The organism is Sneathiella limimaris (genome assembly GCF_012932565.1).
GTDB classification, from domain to species: Bacteria; Pseudomonadota; Alphaproteobacteria; order Sneathiellales; family Sneathiellaceae; genus Sneathiella; species Sneathiella limimaris.
Window position 1 is genome coordinate 453,263 of the sequence record NZ_JABBYJ010000001.1, and the last position, 23,585, is coordinate 476,847.

Below are 23,585 nucleotides of genomic sequence, written 5' to 3' on the forward strand. Positions count from 1 at the left end.
AAAAAAGCAGCTGAGCAGTAAGAAGTTCCTGCCAGGCGGATCACTCGGTCGCGAACTCAGCCTCTATAATTCGCTCTGCTGTTCTTTTAGCGTCTCGAGCAAGATTTTCAGGGGTAAAGAGATGCGCCAGGACTATGGCGCCCTCCTTGGCAATAAGGAGTTCACATGCCAACCGATCCGGATCCTTTGCACCCGCTTCTCTCGCCAAATCAGTAAAATATTGCAGCAACAGTCTTTTATGTTCCGCAGAAGTCGCATGAATCGCGCTTGAGCGATCCTGGTATTCCGAAGATGCCTTGATAAACATACAGCTTTTGAAATCTGACTCCAGAAACCACTCTCCCAGAGCATCAAAAATTGCAAGTAACCGCTCTTTTGGCTCCTTTGCTAACTCACTCACCCTACGCATCAGCCAGTTCCGAAACTGCTCATCTCGCAATCTCAGTGTCGCAAGTATCAGCTCTTCTTTAGTTCTGAAATGTTTATAGATAGCGGTTTTGGAAACCCCTGTTTCCTTAGCGAGCTTATCCATTCCAATGGCGTGGAACCCACCTTGATAGAAGGTTTTTAGAGCTCTTTGTACCAGCTCATCACGCTTAGAAGCACTCATAAAATTACATTCCTCTCAAAAAAACCATTACAGAATGGTTTCGAACTGAATATTCCTCACCTCGCACCATTCTGCAGTAAACAGCCATTTTTTTCAATAGAGTCTGTCAAAAATCATAATTTCTCGTAATTTATTTATTTTAACATTGACCGTTCGGTTAATGTACCTTATCTAACATTTACTGATCTGTTAATGTTGTGTTGATGTCTAGCAGGATCGAAAAACCCGATTCAATGTATTGGCTGTGAGATCAAACAGTTGGAAGTGGGACTTTCTCGACATCCGGACGAAACAGCAGACGTTAGCTTCAGGCCCTAAAACTGATTTTTGAAATTGGAGATATGAAAATGAGCAAACTGACCAGACGTTCTGTGTTAACCGCAATCGGTCTCACCCTGGCTGCTACCACCATCACCTTAAGCACCCCAAGCTACGCTGTCGTCGACAACGCAACATCAGCCGTAAATACCGATGAACAATTCTTGGCTTTGCGCGGCTATGACCCAGTTGCCTACTTCACTTCAGGCGCCCCTGAAAAAGGGATGAAGAAATTTGCTGTGCAGCACACCGGCGGCACCTACTATTTTTCAAGTGCCGAAAACATGAAAACCTTTATCGCAGACCCTGACCGTTACCTTCCACAGTTTGGTGGTTTCTGCGCAATGGGCGTTGCACTTGGCAAGAAATTGGACGGTGACCCAAATGTCTGGAAAATCGTCGACGGTAAACTCTATCTAAACGTCAACAAAGATGTGTCTGTTGCCTGGAACCGCAACCTGACAGGCAACATTGAGCAAGCCAACGAAATCTGGCCAGACCTTAAACACCAGACACCGGCATCGCTGAACTAAACCCGCGATGACCGCTCTGGACCGGTCTTGAGAAAGACCGGCCACCTCCACTCAAATTATGAGAATTGAAAGGATATCAATATGTCCATCAAGCAAAAGGTCGTTATTTCAGCAGCCCTCGCCACTGTAGCAAGTGGGCTTCTTACTACTGACCCAGCCGAGGCACGTGAGCCGAAGGAGAAATGCTTCGGCATTTCATTAGCGGGATATAACGATTGTGCCGCCGGTCCCGGAACGTCCTGCGCGGGAAGTTCCAAAAAGGATTATCAGGGAAATGCCTGGAAATTGGTCCCGAAGGGAACTTGCACAACTATTGAGTCTCCAAGCTCCCCAACAGGCTTCGGCCAGCTAAAAGAGTATAAAGAAGTAGGCAATTAACCATGGCAGGCATGCCTTCGGATACCAGTTATCTAAACCTCGCCCCCACCGACTGGCCGAGGCTGCCCCTTGGTGTCGGGGTTGGTTTGAAGCGAGAATACCTCTCTGGGCTTCGAGCCAATCCCAAATCCATCAATTTTCTTGAAGTCCACGCTGAAAACTTTATGGATAATGGACCACGTCTTGAGCTCCTCAAGGATCTATCAAAGATCTGGCCTATCTCTATTCACGGTGTCGCCTTATCCCTCGGCGGTGAAGACCCCCTTAACCCAAGTCATCTCAAGCGCCTGAAGTTTCTGATAGATAAAATTCAGCCCGCCTGTTTTTCTGAACATCTTGCCTGGTCTAGTCACAACGGGATTTATTTCAATGATCTGCTGCCAATCCCCTATAACAAACAAAGCTTGCATCATCTGACCGACAGAATTGATCATGTTCAGCAGTTCCTCGGCAAGCGTATGCTGATTGAAAACCCAGCCAGCTATGTCAGGTTTCAATCCGACAGATTATTCGAAGCCGACTTTATTGCCGAACTTATTCATCGCACATCATGCGGGCTCCTTCTCGACGTCAATAATCTATACGTTTCAACACAAAACCATGGCTGGCAAACAACAGATTGGCTTTCGCGGATCCCCCTTGAGGATGTCGGTGAAATCCACCTCGCCGGGTATGAGCGATCAGATGATGATAATGGCAATCCAGTCTTATTGGACACACATGGTATGGAAGTCGATGAAGCTGTCTGGTCACTATACTGTGATCTTCTCTCCAAGATCGGCCCACGCCCAACACTGATAGAACGTGACAACAACGTTCCGCCATTTCACGTCCTTCTTCAAGAAGTTTCACATGCTCAATTTTTGATGACTTCAGTGAGGAATAAATCCCTGTGATTAAAGACTTTGCCAATGCGATAAGGGACCACGAAGCAGCCCTTCCAAACGACATTCTCAATGCTGGTGGTCGGTTTAATGTCTATAGACGCAACTATTTTTCGCGGCTGATTGATGTTCTGGGCGAAGTATTTCCTGTCGTAAAACAGCTGGTTGGACAGGAATTTTTCGATGCTATGGCGCAAGAATATGCGACGCTCTTTCCTCCAACATCTCCTCTCTTAGTGGAGTATGGAAAACACTTTTCAGAGTTTCTAGAGGATTTCGAGCCCGCTCATCAAGTTCCATATCTACCTGACATGGCTCGACTGGAATGGGCCAGATCCACTTCCCAAAATGGATCCTTTTTGCCATCCAATCACATATCGACCGCTGAGGACATCCTTCGAGCCCTCAATCGCCCGGTGATGCGCGCACCAAACGCGACATTAGTCAAATCATTTTACCCTGTTGGAACCATCTGGACCCACCATCAGCGAGAGGTGCCTGAACCGGTGTCCAACTGGAGTGGAGAAACCGTAGCGATATGGCATGTAAATGGAGACCTCCATCAGGTGGTTATTCAAGGCCAGGAGCAAGAAATCTTCAGTGCAATCCGAGATGGCACACCTTTCATCAATGACCTGGAGAAAATTGAAGATGAACAAAAAGCCACCTTCATGATCGAGGTTTTCGTCAAATACATAAACCTGGGTCTTCTCATCATTGCCAATCCAGAAACGGAGAAATAGCAACATGACATCCACAAACTTAATCTATTCGACTGCCGCCAACTCAACTGCGTTAATGTCAAGAATTCCCGATAACCTCGTTAAACTCACCCTACGTTTGGGTCTTGCTGGAATATTCTGGATGTCCGCCCGCACAAAGGTCACAGATCTACTGACCATCAGCGACAGTACCTATTACTTGTTTGAGGAAGAATATAAGTTGCCATTTTTTTCGGCTGACTTTCTTGCACCACTCACAACATATGCAGAACATATCCTACCGCTGATGCTTCTGGCTGGTTTTGCCACTCGATTTGCCGCCGCTGGCCTGCTAATCATGACCTTGGTTATCCAGATTTTTGTCTACCCTGATGCCTTTTTGTCGACTCATCTTGGCTGGATGGCCCTCTCTCTCGCTATCATGCGGCAAGGGTCGGGTTCTTGGTCATTGGATCATCTGATTTTCATGCTGACCAATGAGGATAAGCACAAGACGTTTGTCGAAAGAGATAGAGTCAAAAACACTGTTTTTCAGAGAAGATAAGTATGCGGATCCGGGAACTGCTACTTGTCCACACAGGCCGACCTCTAGGGATATTCGAAAGCCAGAGATCTGAACCGTGTCATATTTGAAACTCGATTTTGCAGAATACTTAGGCCTGCGGACTAAGTTCTCATTTTTACCCAAGTCTCAAAAAACCAGTTTATAAAACCAGTGCCTGACGGCTAGACTGATCCATTGGATCCTAAATTGCGCGGTTTATAAGGTCTGGGATGAAGGTAAATTTTCATGACTGGTAAAACACTGGAGACTGACGCGGCTACAAACTCCCTGACCGTTGTCGATATCGGTATCGAGACTAACCAGGAGCTGGTTATCTATATGCGCAGCGACTGCCACGTATGTCGCTCTGAAGGTTTTACGGCAAAAAGCCGTGTTCAGGTTCAGCATCAGGAACTCAGCATTATTGCCACCCTTAATGTTGTGGATGAAAAAGTAATCCCAGCTGGCAGCATAGGTTTTTCAAAAATTGCGATGCAACAGCTGAATGTGGCCGAAGGAAATTCGGTCACACTCAGTCATGCTCCAATCGTATCTTCACTCACAGCCGTTCACAAAAAGGTCTTTGGCCACAAATTGAAGGGCTCAGAAATATCGAATATTATTACGGACATCAGCGCTCACCGCTATTCTGATATTGAGATAGCTTGTTTCCTGAGTATTTGCGCAGGCAGCCGATTGGATGTGGATGAGATCATAGATCTAACCCAAGCAATGGTGAACAATGGAAAGCGGCTCAGTTGGCCCGATCTCCCAATGGTACTGGATAAGCATTGTGTGGGAGGGTTACCGGGAAACCGAACGACACCAATTGTCGTTTCAATTGTCAGTGCAGCAGGGTTGACCATTCCCAAAACCTCATCACGCGCGATCACCTCCCCAGCGGGAACAGCTGATACTATGGAAGTGCTAACCACTGTTGATCTCAATTTACCAGATATACAACAAGTTGTTGCTTCAACACATGCTTGCCTAACGTGGGGAGGCGCCGTCAATCTGAGTCCAGCCGATGATCTGATGATCCGTGTCGAGCGGGCACTTGATCTGGACGGGGAAGGTCAGTTAATCGCTTCAGTACTTTCCAAGAAAGTCTCTGCAGGCTCTACACATGTGGTGATCGATATCCCGGTGGGTCCCACCGCAAAAGTTCGCTCGCAAAAAGACGCCGAGCGACTTTCCTCCCTCTTTACGCATGTGGGTCTGGCTTGCGGCTTAGAAGTTCGCTGTGTCATAACAGACGGCACTCAACCGGTCGGGCGCGGTATTGGCCCAGCTGAGGAAGCCAGAGATGTCTTAGCTGTCCTGCAGGGCCAAGAAGACGCACCAAAGGACCTCAGGGAACGAGCCCTGCTTTTAGCATCTCATTTGTTTTCTCTCGCATATCAGGAAGATCAGGACAAGCTTACAAAAAAGGCAGCCGAAATCGTAGATAACGGCGAAGCTTGGCGCCAATTTCAACGTATTCTAAGGGCTCAGGGTGGCATGAAAACCTTGCCAGAAGCAAAGTACCAGCACACCGAAACTTCTCCTGTAACTGGCACACTCTTGGAAATTGATAATCGAAAACTCGCACGTTTGGCAAAGCTCGCAGGAGCGCCTGGAATACCCACGGCAGGATTAAGGCTCCATGCTCAGCCGGGGTCAGTTTTGAAGAAAGGTGAACCCCTGTTTACCCTGTACAGTGATAGTCCAGGAGAGCGTGACTACGCGCTAGCTTTCTATAACCAGCAAGCATCTCTGTTTTCATTCAAAGAACAATAGCTCACATAAAATGACAAAATCTGCCGCTGAGAAATCTACCGTTCCTGTTATTTTTGCTTTGGAGCCCCATCCACTTCAAGCTGCTCTGGCCCAACAATTGAATGCGGTATCCGGAAAACTGGAAATTCGTTCCTTCCCAGACAAAGAAACCTATCTGCGAGTTGAAACAGCCATCAAGGGGCGCCCATGTATCGTGATTGCTGATCTGACTAACCCAAATGAAAAATACCTGCCCCTTGTGTTTCTATTGGAAACCTTAAGGGAGCTTGGGGCAACGTCAGTTGGCTTGGTTGCGCCCTATCTAAGCTATATGCGACAGGATTGCCGCTTTCGTATCGGAGAAGCTATCACCTCCAGAATATTTGCAAAAAACATGTCTCTTCATATCGACTGGCTCGTAACAATTGACCCGCACCTTCATCGGTATAACTCCTTGGACGAAATATACACTGTGCCATCTAGGGTCATTCAGGGAGCTCCTGCTTTGGTAGGTTGGCTGAAAACCCATCAGAAACTGGTTTTGATCGGGCCAGATGAAGAAAGTGAACAATGGGTATCTGAAATTGCCCAGCTAAGTGGCCATCCATATGTTATCGGCGAGAAGCAGCGTTTTGGCGACCGAGAAGTGACAGTCACTCTTCCGGATTTAAAAACTTACCAGTCTTATACAGCCGTTATCATTGATGACATTATTTCCAGCGGCCAGACCATTCTTCGATGTGTCGACGAGGTCAAAAAACATACCATCAATCATATCTTGTGCATTGCGGTACATGGAATATTTGCGGATAACAGTGATGCCAAGCTTTTGTCCTCCGGCATAGAGACACTGGTGACAACAAATACCATCAGGCATAGCTCTAATGCCATCGATATTGCGCCGCTTCTGGTGGAACCTATCTCAGATTGCATCAGCCAGTTTGCTTCAGAAGGGTCTCATTCGAGAGATTAAAAAAATTCTCCGCAGCCTTAACTAAACTCGTATGTTGAGGGCGTAAAAACTTCAGGTTTTATAAATCCACCTCAAAATATTGCGTTGCACAAATAATTTTGCACATGCACAATAACGACATGACCACTGTGGATGTCAAAATACTTGTTATTGACGAGAACCGCATCCGGGCCTCCATCATCAAGGATGGCCTGGAGGATGCGGGTCATTCTTTAGTGACTGTCCTTAATGAGATCCGCGGTGTCGCCGGACAGATCGAAAGCCTTGATCCCGACGTCATCATCATCGACCTTGAAAACCCAAACAGGGATATGCTGGAGGCTATGTTTGCCCTTTCTAAAAGTGTCAAGCGGCCTATTGCCATGTTTGTTGACAACTCGGACCAGCAATCTATCGAAGCTGCTGTTGAGGCCGGTGTGTCGTCTTATATTGTGGATGGTCTGCGTCAGGATCGAGTAAAACCAATTATGGATATGGCCATAACACGTTACCGGGCTTTCTCGAAAATGGAGAGGGAGCTTGAAACCGCTAGAAACGAGCTTGCCGAGCGCAAAACCATAGATCGTGCCAAAACCATCCTGATGCGGACCAAAGGCATAGACGAGGAGCAGGCCTATAATCTGATGCGTAAAACTGCCATGAACCGAAGCCAGAAAATCTTCGAAATCGCTGACAGCATCATCATGACCGCATCTCTGATGGACGAGTAGGAGAAAGCCCGATGGACGATAAGAGCCCGAATACAGTCTGTGCCGGTTTCCTGCCACTCTTGGATGCGGCAATTCTGATTGCCGCTAAAGAAAAAGGATTTGCTGAGGCCGAGGATATTGATCTTTTGCTTGTGAAAGAAAGCTCCTGGGCTAATATCAGAGACCGCATGGCAATTGGCCATTTCGATGTCGCCCATATGCTCGCCCCAATGCCGGTTGCATCGTTATTAGGACTTATGCCCTTACCTCTTAAAATCATCGCACCAATGGCGCTAGGACTCGGTGGTAATGCCATTACAATTTCAAATGCCATTGCAGCTGATATTGCCAGCCCGAAGCCCTTGGCTGAAATGACTGCTCGAGAAGCGGGCGACCAGCTGTCCCACTTAATCAAAGACCGCCAAAAGCAAGGTAAAGATGCTCTGGTTTTTGGCGTTGTTCACCCTTTCTCCGGCCATAATTACGAGCTTAGATACTGGTTGGCTGCCTGCGGAATTCATCCAGACACCGATGTGGAAATTGTGGTCATCCCGCCACCACTGATGCCAGATGCCCTCTCATCGGGCATGCTGGATGGGTTTTGCGTCGGAGAACCCTGGAACAGCATCGCCATAGAGGACGGCGCAGGAACTCTTCTGACAACCAAATCCAAAATCTGGAGAAATAGCCCAGAGAAAGTTTTGGGTGCCAGCGACACATTTGCCGCCAATCACCCCACAACCCTTTCGGCTACAATCCGCGCCCTCTACAAGGCAGCAGAATGGTGTGGGTCATCAGAAAATACAGAAGAACTGGCTCATCTTCTTTCCGATAGCAACTATATTGGGGTGCCCGCTGAAATCCTTGAAAAGCCACTTCGCGGCCAGTTTAAAACTGAGAACGGCGAGATTTCCCAAATCCAGGATTTCTTCATTCCTTTCGAGCGCGCTGCAACCTTTCCCTGGTTCAGTCACGGACTCTGGTTTTACAGTCAAATGGTGCGATGGGGTCACACAGACTGGTCCCCGGAGCATGCGGAACAGCTGAAATCCTGTTATCGACCGGATTTATATCGAGCTGCACTTGCAGACCTCCAGGTGCCAATCCCTTCTGCCAATGCAAAGGTAGAAGGAGCACTTGAGCACACTCAGTTTGTCGGCACGATGAAAGGCCAGTTAGCCCTTGGTCCAGATGGTTTCTTTGATGGGCAAGTTTTTGATCCGGACAATCTTGAGACATATATCAGGGCTCAAGCTGATCAAAAATAGTGCTTTCAACATCTGTTGCACCGCACAAATTTTATGCATCTGCACAACTAATAATCTGCCTGCTCAAAAATCATAAAAGTAACATTTCTTATAAAATATTGAATTTTAAAGAGTTTTTAAATTAACAAAAATTGGCACAGTGCTTGCTACTGTAAGGCCATACACATTTAAGTGCCCAGCGACGGGTACACTGGCAAAGCTGCCATGCTGTTTCGACGGTCAGAAATGACCGCTGCGGAGCCGCATAGCAGCTTTTTTTTTGGTCAAATTTGATCACAGGTTAATAACAGGAGGCTCAAAATGGGTGCTTTAAAATTTGCAAGACGGACCGTTCTGGCCATGAGTGCGGCACTCCTTGCAGCAGCAGCAACAGTTTCACTATCCAAAGCGGACATGCTGGATGTGGAAAAGGATGAACTGAAGTTTGGTTTTATTAAGCTGACAGATATGGCACCCCTCGCCATTGCCTATGAAAAAGGTTACTTCGAGGATGAGGGCCTCTTCGTCACACTGGAGCCACAGGCAAACTGGAAAGTTCTTTTGGACCGGGTAATAACGGGCGAACTAGACGGGGCTCATATGTTGGCCGGGCAGCCACTTGCAGCGACAATCGGCTTTGGTACCAAGGCTCATATCGTCACCCCATTTTCTATGGATCTCAACGGCAACGGGATTACTGTTTCCAATGAAATCTGGGAAATGATGAGAGAACATATTCCCTCAGGCCCTGATGGTAAACCTGTCCACCCCATCAAGGCCGACGCCCTAAAGCCAGTCGTGGATAAGTTCAAGGCAGAAGGTAAGCCGTTTAATATGGGTATGGTCTTCCCTGTGTCCACCCATAACTACGAACTTCGCTATTGGCTGGCTTCGGGCGGTATTCACCCCGGCTTTTATAGTTCTGAAAATGTATCCGGTCAGATCAAAGCAGATGCTTTGTTATCTGTAACGCCTCCCCCACAAATGCCCGCAACTTTGGAAGCCGGTACAATTTATGGCTACTGCGTGGGTGAGCCATGGAACCAACAAGCCGTGTTTAAAGGCATTGGTGTTCCAGTTGTTACCGACTATGAAATCTGGAAAAACAATCCAGAAAAAGTCTTTGGTCTAACCAAAGAGTTCACTGAACAAAATCCAAACACAACCCTTGCCTTGACCAAGGCTCTGATCCGGGCGGCAAAATGGTTGGATGAAAATAACAATGCCAACCGGATGGAAGCTGTTGAGATCCTATCCCGTTCCGAATATGTGGGTGCAGACAAAGAAGTGATCGCCAACTCCATGACTGGAACCTTCGAGTACGAAAAAGGCGACAAGCGTGATGTTCCAGACTTCAACGTCTTCTATCGTCATTTCGCAACCTACCCATTTTATTCGGATGCAGTTTGGTACCTCACTCAGATGCGCCGGTGGGGCCAAATCGGCGAGCACAAAAGCGATGCCTGGTATGACGAAGTCGCCAAATCTGTTTACCGCCCCGATATCTACCTGAAAGCGGCTGAAATGCTTGTGGACGAAGGCTATGTAGAAAAAGCTGACTTTCCTTGGGGAACTGATGGTTACCGGGAACCTACACCCGCAGCCGATATCATTGATGGCATCCCCTACGATGGCAAAAAACCAAACGCCTATATCGACTCCCTCAATATTGGTCTGAAGTCAAAACAGATGATCAAGGGCGATGCTCTGGTCGAAGGGTAAACCAGCAAGGGTGGCCGCTCTTGCGGCCCCTACCTTCCCAAATTAAGGACCCGAAATATGACAAATACTTCTGAAGTTATAACAGCTGGTAAGGCTAGTCAGAGAAAAGAGAAGCTATTCACCATTATTAACAGTGCGTCCGGTTGGCTGAACGCCCTCGGGTTCTCCTGGTTAGTTCCTATTCTCAAAATGTTAGCGGGTGATAACCCGCAAGAGCAGCTAACTGAGCTCAGAAAAGTTCTACTTTATCCGCTTATGGGGATTGCGATTTTTCTTATTGCTTGGGCTGTGTTAGCGCCTCGCGTCCAAACCTCTCTCGGTGCAATTCCAGGACCCTCTCAGGTTTGGGAGCAAACTGTAAATCTTTGGGGGGATCACATACGAGAAAGAGAAAAAGCGGATGCATTTTATGAACGGCAAGATAAACGCAATGAAAAACTGATTGCAGCTGGCAAGGCAGACAAAGTTAAACATCGCTCCTACACAGGCGCCCCAACCTATATTGATCAGATTTTCACCTCCCTTGGTACAGTGGGGCTTGGCTTTCTGATCGCGACGATTTTTGCTGTTCCCCTTGGAATTGCGTCGGGTCTTTCTAAAGCTGTGAACGGTGCGATCAATCCATTGATCCAAATTTTCAAACCGGTCTCTCCGCTTGCCTGGCTTCCGATTGTAACAATGGTTGTGTCAGCCCTTTATATCGAGCCCTGGGACTGGATGCCCAAATCGATGATGATATCAGCGGTGACCGTAACGCTTTGTTCCCTCTGGCCAACCCTTATCAATACGGCCCTTGGTGTCGCCTCCATTGACAAAGATCTGATGAATGTCAGTCGAGTTCTGCAACTCCCGACTGCGAAAACAATTACAAAACTGGTTCTACCTTCCTCTCTCCCCCTTATCTTCACTGGATTGCGACTTTCCCTTGGTGTTGGGTGGATGGTGCTGATTGCTGCAGAAATGCTAGCGCAGAACCCTGGCCTTGGAAAATTTGTCTGGGATGAGTTTCAGAATGGATCTTCTCAATCCCTTGCCAAAATCATGGTCGCCGTTCTGACCATCGGCATCATTGGCTTCATTCTGGACCGTATCATGTATGCGCTGCAGACGGCCTTTACGTTCTCTTCAAACCGATAGGGCAAGCGAATGTCATTTTTAGAAATATCAGGAATGTCCAAGCATTACGGTGAAGGCGCAAACCGAACCGAAGTGTTGGATAATATCAACCTGAAGGTTGAAGAAGGTGAATTCATCGCTATCGTCGGCTTCTCGGGATCCGGAAAAACAACACTAATTTCTGCATTGGCTGGTCTTATTACACCAGACACTGGCGGTGTCATTTTCCGCGGCAAACAAGTGACAGGTCCCGGACCAGAGCGTGGGCTGGTGTTTCAGTCCTATTCGCTAATGCCATGGCTAACGGTCTTTGGAAATGTGTCTCTCGCAGTTAATGCAGTTCACAAATCCAAATCACGTAAAGAGAAAGCAGAGATCACACAAACCTATATCGACATGGTTGGGCTCTCCCACGCGGTTGATAGACGACCTGCGGAACTGTCTGGTGGTATGCGTCAGCGTGTAGCTGTAGCACGGGCACTTGCCATGCAGCCGGAAGTCCTTCTGATGGATGAGCCCTTGTCTGCACTGGATGCGCTGACCCGCGCTAAATTACAGGATGAGTTTGCTGATATCTCCCAGAAAGAGGAAAAAACCATCATCCTCATCACTAACGATGTTGATGAGGCCATTCTGCTAGCGGATCGGGTAATTGCCCTGACACCAGCGCCGAACGCGACTTTAGGCCGAGAATTCAAAGTAAATCTTCCCCGGCCAAGGGATCGCGCAGAGATTAACAGTAGCGAGGAATTTATCCGCCTCAGAGGTGAGATTACTCAATACTTGATGGACATCGGTGCAGAACGCGGTGTGTATACCGAAAAGGAAATAAACCTTCCCGATATTGTGCCCATCACCCAACGGGAAAAAGTGCCAACAGCTTACGTCAAAGCCGCAGAATCTGTTCATGAGGATCGCTATTTGGAACTCAGCCAGGTCAAAAAGGTTTATCCAACATCTAAAGGCCCCCTAACCGTAGTTGATGGGTTCGATCTGAAAATGAACAAGGGCGAGTTTATCACCCTAATCGGTCATTCCGGATGCGGAAAATCAACTGTCCTTTCGATGGTCTCAGGCCTCAATGATATTTCTGAAGGTGGGATTATTCTCGACGGAACCCATATCGAGGGAGCGGGTCCAGACCGTGCCGTTGTTTTCCAGGCCCCATCCCTTCTGCCTTGGCTCACCGCCTATGAGAACGTCTGTCTGGGTGTAGATAAGGTCTACCCAGATGCGGACAAGTTAGAACGTAAAGATGTGGTCGAATATTATCTCTCTAAAGTTGGCCTTGCCGACTCTATGGATAAGCTGGCGGCGGATCTTTCCAACGGAATGAAACAACGGGTTGGAATTGCGCGGGCTTTTGCACTTTCACCCAAATTACTTCTGCTGGATGAACCTTTTGGCATGCTGGACAGCTTAACTCGCTGGGAGTTGCAAGATGTACTGATGGACGTTTGGAAACGCACCCAGGTTACCGCCATATGTGTCACCCATGATGTGGATGAAGCGATCCTATTGGCTGATCGGGTTGTGATGATGTCAAACGGTCCTAACGCAAAAATAGGCAACATCATGGAAGTTGATCTTCCCCGTCCGCGGTCACGCAAGGCCCTTTTGGAACATCCGGATTACTACGCATATCGCGAAGAATTACTGGAGTTCCTGGATGCCTATGAAGGCGGCGCCAATCCCACCCCAGAACAACTGGCTGGGATTACAGCAAAACGCAAGGAAAGGGTTGCCCGCCAAACGCAGCAATCCAAACCCGAAGAGCTCTTATCGGCAGGGTGTGCATCATGAAAGCAAAGAAGAGGTAGCTGCGTGACCAGAGCTGGAGAGTGCAAGACCACTTGCCCCTACTGCGGGGTGGGATGCGGGATTATCGCAAAGTTTGACGATAGCGGACTGATATCAGTTGAAGGCGACCCAGATCATCCCGCAAACTATGGCGGGCTCTGCTCGAAGGGTTCTGCACTCGCTGAAACCATGTCGGTCGATGGTAGATTGCTTAAACCAACCATCAATGGAAAACACTCAACCTGGGATGAAGCACTTGATCTTGTAACCTCACAATTCAAAGACGCCATTTCCAAATTCGGACCTGACTCAGTTGCCTTCTATGTTTCAGGACAACTTCTCACCGAAGATTACTATGTTGCCAACAAACTGATGAAAGGCTTCATTGGTTCGGCAAACATCGATACAAATTCCCGACTTTGCATGGCTTCCAGTGTTGCTGGCCATAAACGCGCCTTTGGCAGTGATACTGTTCCCGTATCATATGAAGATCTGGAAAACGCGGACCTTGTTGTTCTGGTTGGCAGCAATCTTGCCTGGTGCCACCCGGTCTTGTACCAGCGCCTAGCAGTCGCGAAAGACCAACGGCCTGATTTGAAAGTTGTGGTTATTGACCCCCGAAGGACCATGACGACCGATATTGCTGATCTTCATCTACCAATTGATCCTGACGGTGATGTTGCACTGTTCATGGGCTTATTTACTCATCTCGTAAAAACCGGGGCACATGACCAAGACTATATTGCGAACCACACTCAAGGTTTCAACGACGCTCTGGCCCATTGCGAGGCCCTGACCTTTGAATCAATATCGGCAAAAACTGGACTGGAGCTAGATCTTCTTCAGCAATTCTATGCGCTTTTCCAGAAGACCGAAAAAACGATCACTGTTTATAGCCAGGGCGTAAACCAGTCCCGCATCGGTACGGATAAAGTTAATGCAATCCTCAATTGCCACCTGATTACCGGGCGCATTGGGAAGCCGGGAACCGGTCCTTTTTCTATCACTGGCCAGCCCAATGCCATGGGTGGACGGGAAGTTGGCGGCCTTGCGAACATGCTGGCTGCCCATATGGATCTGGATAATAAGGAGCACCAGCATATAGTCCAATCCTTCTGGAACTCCCCAACAATCGCAACCAACCAAGGACTGAAGGCCGTTGATCTCTTCAATGCCGTCGATCGCGGAGATATCAAGGCCCTGTGGATCATGTCTACTAACCCTGTAGACAGCTTGCCAAATTCCAACTTCATTAAGAACGCTCTATCGAAATGTCCGTTTGTTGTCGTATCCGACATTTACGAGAATACTGATACCAACCGATATGCCCATGTCCTCCTCCCTGCGACCGGATGGGGCGAAAAGAACGGGACCGTCACAAATTCTGAACGGCGAATTTCTCGGCAACGCGCCTTTTTGCCTGCTCCTGGAGAAGCCAAACCAGACTGGTGGCAATTGGCGGAAATGGGTAAAAGACTGGGATTTAGAGATGCCTTTTCCTATTCGTCTGCGGCTGACATTTATCGAGAGCATGCTGCTTTGTCTGCAGAAAATAACAATGGATCCCGAGATTTTGATATCGGTGCCCATTCGAACCTATCCCAATCTGAATATGACGATTTGAATCCCGTTCGCTGGCCCATTACTGAAAATAAGGAAACTTCCTCAACCCCATTTTTCTCAAACGGAAACTATTTCACATCAGATGGAAAGGCGCGGGTTATCTCGATAGAGTCGCCAGAGACAAAACTTAAAACCAATCTCTATCAACTTAACTCCGGACGGATTAGAGACCAATGGCATACCATGACCCGGACAGGCCGATCTACTCGCCTTTCTGCCCATTTATCTGAACCGTTTGCAGAAATCCATCCCCACGATGCAGAAGCGCTGAATATTGAAGCTGGTGATATTGTCGAGTTGAAAAACGATTTTGGACGTATTTTAGTGCGAGCCCTACTCACCTCCCGACAGAAAAGAGGGCAAATCTATGTGCCCATGCACTGGACAGATCAGTTTGCGTCAAATGCAAGGGTAAACAGTCTTTTCCCCCCCATAGCCGATCCCATTTCTGGACAGCCCGCATCCAAAAACACAACCATTTCATTGCAGAAATTTGATGCAGAGATCTATATGTTCCTGCTAACCCGTAACAAACCTACCCTGCCAGACGACGCCTATTGGGCAAGCGTTGAAACGGAAGGCGGTTGGAGAACAGAATTCGCTGGTTACGCAACTTATCAGAAAGATCTGACAACCTTAAAAAATTGTCTGTCAATTCGCTCAGGATCAGAGCCTCTCTTTTATGAGGACAATACCAAAGGTCAAACCCGGTACGCCTGGTTTAAAGGAACCAGAATAGAAGCCGTTCTATACGTGGGTCCGTCCCCTGTCTCTGTATCGCGAAGTTGGTTATGCGCAAAGTTTGAAGAAGATTTTTCAGATCCCGTTGAGCGGTACAAACTGATAGCGGGCAGGGCCCCAGTTAATGAAATAGATAAAGGCGCCATTGTCTGCTCATGCTTAAGTGTCGGCGCAAACGAGATAGCCGCTGCCGTTCAGGCTGGCTACTGCAATGTTGGTGCTATTGGGAAAAAGACAAAAGCCGGCACCAACTGTGGATCCTGCCGCTCTGAAATAGCAGAAATAATCAAAAAAAATATGCTCGTCGCAGCACAATGAGAGCGGAACTAGGACGTGGAAGATTTTGGTGACCCTGGGTGTATATAAACTTGTAAAAGTCCCCGAATACCCTTTTCCGCTATATTCAAGACAGGTTTTTATTAATTTTATTTCATGTTAATGCGGATTTCAGTTGCTATTAATCCTAAAGTGTGAGCATGTGTCCACCTGCGCTGGGCGTAGTTGATATTTTATGTATCACCAACAGCGCAATATTCTCGCAATTAGTCGTATTGATAGTGTTGCCTGAAAGATCCTATTGGATCCAATTTAACAAGGCAGCTCTCCTACGCAAGCTTCCATAAAACAGACCTTCATGCCGCACGGATGATATGTGCTGAGCTGCAGGTGTATGAAAGTGACGACTTGATCAAGTTTACAGACCTCGCTCTCGACGAGGCTTTACTTCGCGCAATCGATGCCGAAGGCTATACAAACCCGACCCCAATTCAAACAGATGTTATTCCAGCCATGTTGGCCGGACATGATGTGTTAGGTATTGCTCAAACAGGAACCGGAAAAACGGCTTCTTTTGTTTTGCCGCTGCTCCAGAAAATTTTAGTTGATGGGAACCGGGCAGAGGCAAAGACATGCCACGCTTTGATTATGGCGCCAACTCGTGAATTGGCTGCTCAAATTGCAGAAAATATTGAAAATTATGCAAAATTCACAAAGATTTCTGTTGCGGTCGTTGTTGGCGGCGTAAAACCGAAGCCACAAATTCGGGCTCTTGCTTCAGGGGTTGATATCATTGTGGCGACCCCTGGACGATTACTGGATCACATAACTGCAGATGCAGTCTCCCTGAAACATACAAGTGCAATCGTTCTAGATGAGGCAGATCAGATGCTGGATCTAGGATTTATGCCAACCATCCGAAAAATTATGAGGCAATTACCACAAACAAGACAAACGGTAATGATGTCTGCGACAATGCCTCGGGAAATTCGTAAACTGGCAACTGATTTTCAAACCAATCCGGTTGAAATAGCCGTGACAGCCGTATCAAAACCGATCGAGAGAATTGTCCAGTCAGTCCAGCATGTCCCGGCGGAAAGAAAACGAGCCGCATTAACAGAGATCTTGTTGGGGCAAGACCGATCTATTGTGTTTACCCGGACAAAGCGCGGTGCCGATAAAGTAAGCCGTCATCTGGAAGGCGCCGGACTATCGGCTGCTGCCATTCATGGCAATAAAAGCCAATCTCAAAGGGAACGGGCTCTCTCTGCTTTTCGGAATGGAGATATTGCCATTCTTGTCGCAACAGACATCGCAGCACGCGGTATTGATGTAGACGATGTGGCTTTAGTGGTGAATTATGAACTCCCAAATGTTTCTGAATCCTATGTTCACCGAATTGGGAGAACAGCTCGCGCAGGACGGACCGGCAAGGCCATCTCGTTATGTGCTCCGGCAGAGCAAGATCTTCTCAAAGATATCGAAAAACTGATTGGAACCCGCCTTGAGAGTACTAATCAACCTTTGACGGAAGCAGAAAAGCCAGCTGGAGCGGTTAAAAAAGTAAACTCAAATGGTCCAAGTTTTAAAAAATCAAAGGATCAAGATGGCGCGAAACGCCGCCGTCGCCGGTTTAAATCAACTGCTGGAAAAACCTCTCAATCTAAGGATACGCCATCAAGTTCAAAAGACTCGATGGCAGGACTGAACCGTATGCTCGCAAACGCGGGCTCGGGCAAACGAAATAAACCGCATCGTAGCGGTAAGAGATAAGTCAATTGTGACTTGTAAAGATCAAACTTAAAGGAACGATCAAAATGGCAAATGGTACAGTAAAATGGTTCAACGGAACTAAAGGTTATGGCTTTATTGCTCCAACAGATGGCAGCTCAGATGTGTTTGTACATATCAGCGCTGTTGAACGGGCAGGCCTGAACGGCTTGAACGAGGGAGATTCTATCAGTTTTGATTTGGAAGTTGATAAAGCTCGTAATAAATCTTCTGCAGTAAACCTGCAGGTAAGATAAGGCTTTAACAGCTCTATTTTAGTATCTGAGAAGGCGCATTCCGCATAAGTGAAGGGGTGCGCCTTTTTTGTTATTCGGTAGGTCAAACCGGTACGAATTTAATTTTACCCACTTAAAGGGATCCAAAATCGGTGTGGAAGTAACAAAGGTCTCTCCACAAGCCTAAGGTCCACCTAAACAGGTGCTATCTAACTTTTCTCCATCGCGGGCCGCTTCTATCATGTGGCGAAATAACGCCTGCTGGCGTGTGTCAAAGACGAGCAATTCAGGGTGCCACTGTACCCCGATAAAAAACCGTTTGTCTGCACGTTCTAACGCTTGAACAAAATCGCCGCGGTCATGCCCTGACACTGTGATCCCATTCCCGACTTTGTCTACAGCCTGGTGGTGTAGGCTATTTACACGCACCGTTTCCAGACCAAATACAGCACGCACTTTAGTACCCGGTTCAAGGGTTACAATTTTACGAGCCAAGACGGTCCGGATATTTGTTTTCTCACGCGGCATACCGCGAATATCACTGTATAAAGTGCCGCCATAAAATACATTCATCATTTGTGCACCGCGGCAAATACCGAGAACTGGCACATCTTTATCTGCGATACACCGAAGCAACTCCATTTCCAATGCATCACGCTCGGGATCGATACGTACGTCCATGTTGATTTCAGAGCCATACAACTCGGCGCCGATATCGTCACCACCACCAATAATCAGACCGTCCAAATATTCTGACGGGTATGCCCGCCCTGGAGCTAAAAACACGGCTTTTCCGCCAGCCCGCCATACCGCCAACCAGTCGAAGAAACGCATGATTTTGCTTTTATGGTTAGATATCGTAATCCCAATCACGGGCTTGCGAGATTTTCGAGCCATACGCTCACCTCTTTCAACCATGCGGAAACGGGATTGTCTGCGGTTTCAAGATAGCGATCTGACAAGCGCCGCAGTTTTTCTTTGTCTGAGGCAAGACGTTCCACGACAACCCAACGATTCCATTCTTGAGAGATAGTCCAGTCCGGATCAGATAGGCGCGTATCAGGTAGTCGGTAATGTAAGGTCGGTCGTGCCTTGATCCGTTCATCAGTGGTCAAATCCGCCAATGTATCTGGCGCTAAATGTTTAAAAAGCGGCAACATATCGAGCTCTCGATTCCGGGTTGGATTCATCGAGAAATAATCCGTGATCAAGGTTTCTAGATCTGGCGCGTAATCACGTGCTAAAATCATGACCGCGTATTTTTTGGGAAATGGATCAATGTGCGGCAAAATTCTTCGGGTCGCGTTGACCTGAATTTGTTCACGTAGCCAATCAGATAGTAAAATATACGCCCTTAAGATACTCAAGACATGATCGACACTCTCACTTGCAACTTCGGGATTTAGATGAACGCCAAAACCATATACGGGGCTGTCATCTGTTCCCTTAGCGCCACGCGCACGCAAACCTTCAATAAGCTCATCTAGGTCACCCAATTCATTCCAAGGTATCGGTGGCGAGACAATTTCGGTAGGGACCACGCTAGATGATGCTTTGCCAATCCACTCACGGACTTGAGCGTCAACTTTGTGTACTTCACGCAGCCCCTCATCACTTACTGGCAAACCGCTGTCTTCTAGAACATCGCCAAAATCTCTTTCAGGGTGGGCAAAACGCGTATCAAGCTCAACGCGAAAATCACCCCACCGCGTATCGCTCACAGAAAACACAAACGATGAGTTACTTGCCTCCACATTGCCGCCAAAACAAATTTGTATCAATTCTGCGGCTTGCTTTGAGGATACTTCAGCAAACTCGATCTCAATACCCACGCAGCGAATTTTGCCAGCGGTATTCCGGTCAATTGGAGGCGTAAGTATGTTTTCTTTCTTTTCGGTCACTATCGCTTTTCTCCAAATCAAGTGCTTAGCTATAAATACTAAGGTATTTATCGTCACTACGACACTATGCCGAAAGCGCCACATAAACAATGTGGCAAACGAGTTAGCGATAAGCCAATCTCTTTTAAAGAAAAATGCCATGATTTAGCGGTGTGGTTAGACTATCAGAAACACAACAGAGTTACATCGACTCTAAAATCATCTTGATGAGAAAAACCGCAAACAACCGCGCTTCAAAACCGCACGCATTAATATTGCGATATTATTGAGCGCCTGCCCGAACAATATCAGCCCAATATTTGCAATGAATTGGCAAGGGCAATTCATTATCGACTTTACCGCCTATTTAGTGCTGTCTGGTATCTGGATGGTTTGGCGCAGTGGCTACTCCCGAAACGGCATCTTCCTTGGCATCTGCACTCCACCGTTCGGTATTCTCTTCTTCGCTCCATATCTCATTTATCTAATCAGTAAGACCCAAGGGGATCCCCCCACAAGTTACTCCTTGGTGTTCACGCCAAGGAGTAGCCACTCAGACATCATCCGCGCCACCTGAATGTCAAACAAGATCCAGACTGCCATACATGGAGACTCTAAAAAAAACCTAGTAAATTCAGACAATCTGCGCCGACCACCGACCAGAATCCACCTCTTCAAAAATCAAGTGAAGGATTAATTCAGTCATTGCTTCCATCAGTCGTGTGGAGGGTCGTTCTTTCAGATTGCCAAAATAAAGCCGGCGCGTCGGTGTCGGTCCCACAAGTTTACGAGAATGCAATTCACCTTTTTCAAGATCTTCAGCCACAAATACCTGCGGCGCAAGGGTGCAACCAAGACCAGCCTTTAAGCCAGTCATAATACCGTTAATCGAATTGAGCTGCAGTGGGATCCTCGCCTCCAGCTTATTCAATAACCCTGGCCGATCAACGACAGCCCGTGTCGATAATCCTTCACGTAACAAAAGAACCGGTAGGTTTGCTAGCTCATCAAACGCAAGGGGCTTGTCACTATTGCCTATGATCTCTCTTTTTCCGACGCAAAGAACCTCCTCTTGCAAGAGGGCGCGCATTGAAATCCGTTCATCACTTTGGGGGTTATAAAACAACGCCAAATCCACCTCAGAAGATAGAAGATTAGCAAAGGTACCACCCGATAGACTCTCCACAACAGATAGACGAACTTTCGGGAAATCCCGAAGAACTGATTGCATAAGGGAAAGCCCGATAGCCCGCATCACAGAATGAGGTAGACCAATCGCTATATCCCCACTGATTTCCTCGCTTTCATTTCGAACATCCTGTTCTGCCAGTTGGACAGCCCGCAAAATCGATTTCACATGCTCATATAACTTAATGCCGGCCGCAGTTGGCTCCATCCCTCGAGGCTTGCGAATGAACAAGGGAACACCCAGTTCCTCTTCCAAATTGGCAAGATGGTGGCTGATCGCAGACTGGGCCAAATTCAGCCTTGAAGCGGCGTGAGACAGATTTTTGAGTTCAAATATTGCCTGATAACAGGCCATTTGACGAAGATTCATACTTTTCCATCTAAATTTTAGAATGCAGCATTCAAAAGATTATATTTTTAAGATGGCATTTGAGGCAATACAGTATCAACCTATAAAATAATAAAACTCTGACTGGTGTGTTAATGACAGATCCGCTTCCGCTTGAAGGTATCCGTGTAATTGAGATGAGCCATATGGTTATGGGTCCGGCTTGCGGTATGATTCTTGTGCAATTGGGCGCTGAGGTTATCAAGGTTGAGCCTCCCACTGGTGATAAAACACGGGACTTGCGAGGCATGGGAACCTCCTTCTTTCCCCTGTTCAATCGCGGCAAAAAAAGCGTCACACTTGATCTGAAAAAGGAAGACGATCTTAAAACACTTCACAAGCTAATCGGGACTGCGGATGTGTTTCTTGAAAACTTCCGGGATCAAACCCTGGAAAAACAGGCTTTGGATGCAGACAGCCTGCAAACAGAATTCCCAAGCTTGATTATTGCAGGCCATAAAGGATTTTTATCTGGTCCTTACGAAGCCCGCCCTGCCCTTGATGAAGTGGTTCAAATGATGTCTGGCCTTGCAATGATGACAGGCTCACGCGAAAAACCCCTTCGGGTTGGCTCCTCCGCCAATGATATTATGGGAGGTATGTTTGGGGTTATTGGGATTATAGCCGCTCTTTGGGAGCGTGAAAAAACTGGCAAGGGTAAAAATATCCGGATTGGACTATTTGAAAATGCGCTGTTTATGGTGGCCCAGCATATGGTGCAGTTTGATCTAACAGGTGTTCCATCAACCCCGATGCCGCAAAGAACACATGCTTGGCCTGTCTATGATATCTTCGATACTAGTGATGGTGAAAAAGTCTTTATCGGTGTTGTCACCGAGGGACACTGGAACATTTTCTGTAAAAGCTTTGATCTGCCGGAACTGTTGGAAGATGCCAATCTCAAAACTGCAACTGATCGGATTGAAGCTCGCAATTGGACTATTCCGCTAATCCGCAAGAAACTGGCACCGTTTTCGTCCTCTGATCTTCTGACAAAACTGGAAGCACTTTCTCTTCCTTTCGCCCGGATCAATGCACCGGAAGACTTATTTGACGATCCACATGTTCTGCGTCCTGGTGGCCTCGTGACCTCCCACCACCCGGAAGGTGGAACTTTCCGGTCTCCCGTTCTGCCACTTGAATTGGATGGGCATCACTTAGGTGATAACCTTGATGTGCCAATTCTGGGTGCGGATAACGAAGACATTCTGGCTCAACTTGAACAGTCTGAGAAACTGCCATGACACAACTGTCGGAAATATATCCCACTGGCAAAGTCATACTTCGTGAGGTTGGTCTTAGGGATGGTTTGCAGATGGTAAAGCAACACCCTACAACTTCTGAAAAACTAGCCTGGATCCAGCGGGAATATAATGCGGGAGTACGCTGCTTTGAATTAGGATCGTTTCTTCCCACTCATCGATATCCGCAGTTTGCAGACATTCTGGACCTGATTGCCTTTTTGAAAACCCTTAAAGGCACACATGGATCTGCCCTTGCATTAAATCGCAAAGGAGCCGAAGCCGCTGTTCGCAGCAATGTTGCAGAGGTTACCGCCGTCCTTTCTGCGAGCGAGGCCCATAGCAAAGCCAACATTAATCGAAGCCAGGATCAAGCGATCACCGAGATAGAATATCTGGTTGAATTGGCTGCAAATGCAGAGCAGCCGCCAATTGTTTCAGTTGGAATTGCCATGGCATTTGGATGTTCCATCAGTGGCCAAGTTGATCCAGAAAAAGTCTTAGAACTTGCAAGACGCTGCTTTGATGTGGGCGTTGATGTGGTCAGTCTTGCGGATACGGTAGGCTATGCTGGCCCAAGCGAGGTCGCGGCCCTATGCCGTGCCTTTTCTGAAACCTTCCCCGATCAGGTTTTTGGTATTCATTTACATGATACTCGTGGCCTTGGCCTTGCCAACGCCATCACCGCCATGCAGAACGGCGCCACGATCATTGATGGGGCCATGGCAGGACTTGGCGGCTGTCCCTTTGCACCGAACGCTACGGGAAATATCGTATTCGAAGATCTTGTTTATCTCTGCCAGAAAGAAGGCATTGATACCGGGATCCAGATTGAAGACCTTCTGGGGGTGCGCGATGTCATCCAGAGGTCTATGCCTGAAGAGGCATTGTATGGTTCCATCGCGAAAGCAGGATTACCCCGTCTCACACAAATCGGCGAGGAATAAT

The 23,585-nt window shown here is 47.5% G+C and carries 21 protein-coding genes; 17 read left to right on the plus strand and 4 right to left on the minus strand.

Annotated elements, in window-relative coordinates; all coding sequences use genetic code 11:
* Positions 1-40 precede the first annotated feature (40 nt).
* The gene (locus tag HH301_RS02115) at positions 41-610 is read right to left on the minus strand and encodes a TetR/AcrR family transcriptional regulator (RefSeq protein WP_169566426.1); all 570 of its coding nucleotides are present in this window, start codon (positions 608-610) and stop codon (positions 41-43) included.
* 347 nt (positions 611-957) lie between these two features.
* Here HH301_RS02115 and HH301_RS02120 point away from each other — a divergent pair, with 347 nt between their 5' ends.
* The 15 genes from HH301_RS02120 to HH301_RS02190 all read left to right on the plus strand — a co-directional run bounded on the left by HH301_RS02120 (position 958) and on the right by HH301_RS02190 (position 17,961).
* Positions 958-1,461 carry a YHS domain-containing (seleno)protein gene (locus tag HH301_RS02120; protein ID WP_169566427.1) on the plus strand — a complete coding sequence of 168 codons (504 nt, stop codon included), beginning with the start codon at positions 958-960 and terminating at the stop codon, positions 1,459-1,461.
* An 81-nt stretch (positions 1,462-1,542) separates the two neighbouring features.
* Entirely contained in the window at positions 1,543-1,839 is a 297-nt protein-coding gene (locus HH301_RS02125) for a BufA1 family periplasmic bufferin-type metallophore (protein ID WP_169566428.1), read from the plus strand.
* 2 nt (positions 1,840-1,841) lie between these two features.
* The gene (gene bufB, locus HH301_RS02130; RefSeq protein ID WP_206378129.1) at positions 1,842-2,735 is read left to right on the plus strand and encodes an MNIO family bufferin maturase; all 894 of its coding nucleotides are present in this window, start codon (positions 1,842-1,844) and stop codon (positions 2,733-2,735) included.
* A complete protein-coding gene (locus tag HH301_RS02135; protein ID WP_169566429.1) occupies positions 2,732-3,466 on the plus strand; it encodes an HvfC/BufC family peptide modification chaperone in 735 nt (244 codons plus the stop codon). The genes bufB and HH301_RS02135 overlap by 4 nt, the downstream gene beginning before the upstream one ends.
* A gap of 4 nt (positions 3,467-3,470) precedes the next feature.
* Positions 3,471-3,989 (plus strand): DoxX family protein, encoded by a 519-nt coding sequence (locus HH301_RS02140; RefSeq protein WP_169566430.1) that lies wholly within the window; start codon positions 3,471-3,473, stop codon positions 3,987-3,989.
* A 246-nt stretch (positions 3,990-4,235) separates the two neighbouring features.
* Positions 4,236-5,768, plus strand: a complete 1,533-nt coding sequence (locus HH301_RS02145; RefSeq protein ID WP_169566431.1) for a thymidine phosphorylase family protein — start codon at positions 4,236-4,238, stop codon at positions 5,766-5,768.
* Positions 5,769-5,778: 10 nt separating this feature from the next.
* A complete protein-coding gene (locus HH301_RS02150) occupies positions 5,779-6,720 on the plus strand; it encodes a ribose-phosphate diphosphokinase (RefSeq protein ID WP_169566432.1) in 942 nt (313 codons plus the stop codon).
* A gap of 119 nt (positions 6,721-6,839) precedes the next feature.
* Positions 6,840-7,430 carry an ANTAR domain-containing response regulator gene (locus tag HH301_RS02155; protein WP_169566433.1) on the plus strand — a complete coding sequence of 197 codons (591 nt, stop codon included), beginning with the start codon at positions 6,840-6,842 and terminating at the stop codon, positions 7,428-7,430.
* 11 nt (positions 7,431-7,441) lie between these two features.
* Positions 7,442-8,677, plus strand: a complete 1,236-nt coding sequence (locus tag HH301_RS02160) for a CmpA/NrtA family ABC transporter substrate-binding protein (RefSeq protein ID WP_169566434.1) — start codon at positions 7,442-7,444, stop codon at positions 8,675-8,677.
* Between the two features lie 339 nt (positions 8,678-9,016).
* Positions 9,017-10,378, plus strand: a complete 1,362-nt coding sequence (locus tag HH301_RS02165) for a CmpA/NrtA family ABC transporter substrate-binding protein (protein ID WP_169569463.1) — start codon at positions 9,017-9,019, stop codon at positions 10,376-10,378.
* Between the two features lie 57 nt (positions 10,379-10,435).
* On the plus strand, positions 10,436-11,515 hold the full coding sequence (locus HH301_RS02170) for an ABC transporter permease (protein ID WP_169566435.1): 1,080 nt from the start codon (positions 10,436-10,438) through the stop codon (positions 11,513-11,515).
* A gap of 9 nt (positions 11,516-11,524) precedes the next feature.
* Positions 11,525-13,297: an ABC transporter ATP-binding protein gene (locus HH301_RS02175; RefSeq protein ID WP_169566436.1), complete on the plus strand. Its 1,773-nt coding sequence runs from the start codon at positions 11,525-11,527 to the stop codon at positions 13,295-13,297.
* A gap of 21 nt (positions 13,298-13,318) precedes the next feature.
* A complete protein-coding gene (locus tag HH301_RS02180; RefSeq protein WP_169566437.1) occupies positions 13,319-15,976 on the plus strand; it encodes a molybdopterin-dependent oxidoreductase in 2,658 nt (885 codons plus the stop codon).
* A 327-nt stretch (positions 15,977-16,303) separates the two neighbouring features.
* Positions 16,304-17,707 (plus strand): DEAD/DEAH box helicase, encoded by a 1,404-nt coding sequence (locus tag HH301_RS02185; protein WP_169566438.1) that lies wholly within the window; start codon positions 16,304-16,306, stop codon positions 17,705-17,707.
* Between the two features lie 44 nt (positions 17,708-17,751).
* Positions 17,752-17,961 carry a cold-shock protein gene (locus HH301_RS02190; RefSeq protein WP_169566439.1) on the plus strand — a complete coding sequence of 70 codons (210 nt, stop codon included), beginning with the start codon at positions 17,752-17,754 and terminating at the stop codon, positions 17,959-17,961.
* A gap of 162 nt (positions 17,962-18,123) precedes the next feature.
* Here HH301_RS02190 and HH301_RS02195 read toward each other — a convergent pair whose 3' ends face one another.
* The 3 genes from HH301_RS02195 to HH301_RS02205 form a co-directional block, all read right to left on the minus strand.
* Positions 18,124-18,837, minus strand: coding sequence for a gamma-glutamyl-gamma-aminobutyrate hydrolase family protein (locus HH301_RS02195; protein ID WP_169566440.1), 714 nt, complete (start codon positions 18,835-18,837; stop codon positions 18,124-18,126).
* Positions 18,810-19,841, minus strand: coding sequence for an amidoligase family protein (locus HH301_RS02200; protein WP_169566441.1), 1,032 nt, complete (start codon positions 19,839-19,841; stop codon positions 18,810-18,812). Before HH301_RS02200 ends, HH301_RS02195 begins: the two co-directional genes overlap by 28 nt.
* A gap of 613 nt (positions 19,842-20,454) precedes the next feature.
* Complete coding sequence (locus HH301_RS02205; protein WP_169566442.1) at positions 20,455-21,378, minus strand: LysR family transcriptional regulator; 924 nt, start codon at positions 21,376-21,378, stop codon at positions 20,455-20,457.
* 113 nt (positions 21,379-21,491) lie between these two features.
* Here HH301_RS02205 and HH301_RS02210 point away from each other — a divergent pair, with 113 nt between their 5' ends.
* Complete coding sequence (locus HH301_RS02210; RefSeq protein ID WP_169566443.1) at positions 21,492-22,640, plus strand: CaiB/BaiF CoA transferase family protein; 1,149 nt, start codon at positions 21,492-21,494, stop codon at positions 22,638-22,640.
* Positions 22,637-23,584: a hydroxymethylglutaryl-CoA lyase gene (locus HH301_RS02215; protein ID WP_169566444.1), complete on the plus strand. Its 948-nt coding sequence runs from the start codon at positions 22,637-22,639 to the stop codon at positions 23,582-23,584. Before HH301_RS02210 ends, HH301_RS02215 begins: the two co-directional genes overlap by 4 nt.
* Position 23,585 lies beyond the last annotated feature (1 nt).

Bases quoted from the DNA above. Each gene is read 5' to 3' on its own strand.
- bufB (WP_206378129.1), top strand. From the start codon at position 1,842: ATGGCAGGCATGCCTTCGGATACCAGTTATCTAAACCTCGCCCCCACC.
- HH301_RS02185 (WP_169566438.1), top strand. From the start codon at position 16,304: ATGATATGTGCTGAGCTGCAGGTGTATGAAAGTGACGACTTGATCAAG.
- HH301_RS02210 (WP_169566443.1), top strand. From the start codon at position 21,492: ATGACAGATCCGCTTCCGCTTGAAGGTATCCGTGTAATTGAGATGAGC.
- HH301_RS02165 (WP_169569463.1), top strand. From the start codon at position 9,017: ATGAGTGCGGCACTCCTTGCAGCAGCAGCAACAGTTTCACTATCCAAA.
- HH301_RS02120 (WP_169566427.1), top strand. From the start codon at position 958: ATGAGCAAACTGACCAGACGTTCTGTGTTAACCGCAATCGGTCTCACC.
- HH301_RS02140 (WP_169566430.1), top strand. From the start codon at position 3,471: ATGACATCCACAAACTTAATCTATTCGACTGCCGCCAACTCAACTGCG.
- HH301_RS02170 (WP_169566435.1), top strand. From the start codon at position 10,436: ATGACAAATACTTCTGAAGTTATAACAGCTGGTAAGGCTAGTCAGAGA.
- HH301_RS02150 (WP_169566432.1), top strand. From the start codon at position 5,779: ATGACAAAATCTGCCGCTGAGAAATCTACCGTTCCTGTTATTTTTGCT.
- HH301_RS02190 (WP_169566439.1), top strand. From the start codon at position 17,752: ATGGCAAATGGTACAGTAAAATGGTTCAACGGAACTAAAGGTTATGGC.
- HH301_RS02160 (WP_169566434.1), top strand. From the start codon at position 7,442: ATGGACGATAAGAGCCCGAATACAGTCTGTGCCGGTTTCCTGCCACTC.
- HH301_RS02175 (WP_169566436.1), top strand. From the start codon at position 11,525: ATGTCATTTTTAGAAATATCAGGAATGTCCAAGCATTACGGTGAAGGC.
- HH301_RS02155 (WP_169566433.1), top strand. From the start codon at position 6,840: ATGACCACTGTGGATGTCAAAATACTTGTTATTGACGAGAACCGCATC.
- HH301_RS02115 (WP_169566426.1), bottom strand. From the start codon at position 610: ATGAGTGCTTCTAAGCGTGATGAGCTGGTACAAAGAGCTCTAAAAACC.
- HH301_RS02205 (WP_169566442.1), bottom strand. From the start codon at position 21,378: ATGAATCTTCGTCAAATGGCCTGTTATCAGGCAATATTTGAACTCAAA.
- HH301_RS02215 (WP_169566444.1), top strand. From the start codon at position 22,637: ATGACACAACTGTCGGAAATATATCCCACTGGCAAAGTCATACTTCGT.
- HH301_RS02145 (WP_169566431.1), top strand. From the start codon at position 4,236: ATGACTGGTAAAACACTGGAGACTGACGCGGCTACAAACTCCCTGACC.
- HH301_RS02195 (WP_169566440.1), bottom strand. From the start codon at position 18,837: ATGGCTCGAAAATCTCGCAAGCCCGTGATTGGGATTACGATATCTAAC.
- HH301_RS02125 (WP_169566428.1), top strand. From the start codon at position 1,543: ATGTCCATCAAGCAAAAGGTCGTTATTTCAGCAGCCCTCGCCACTGTA.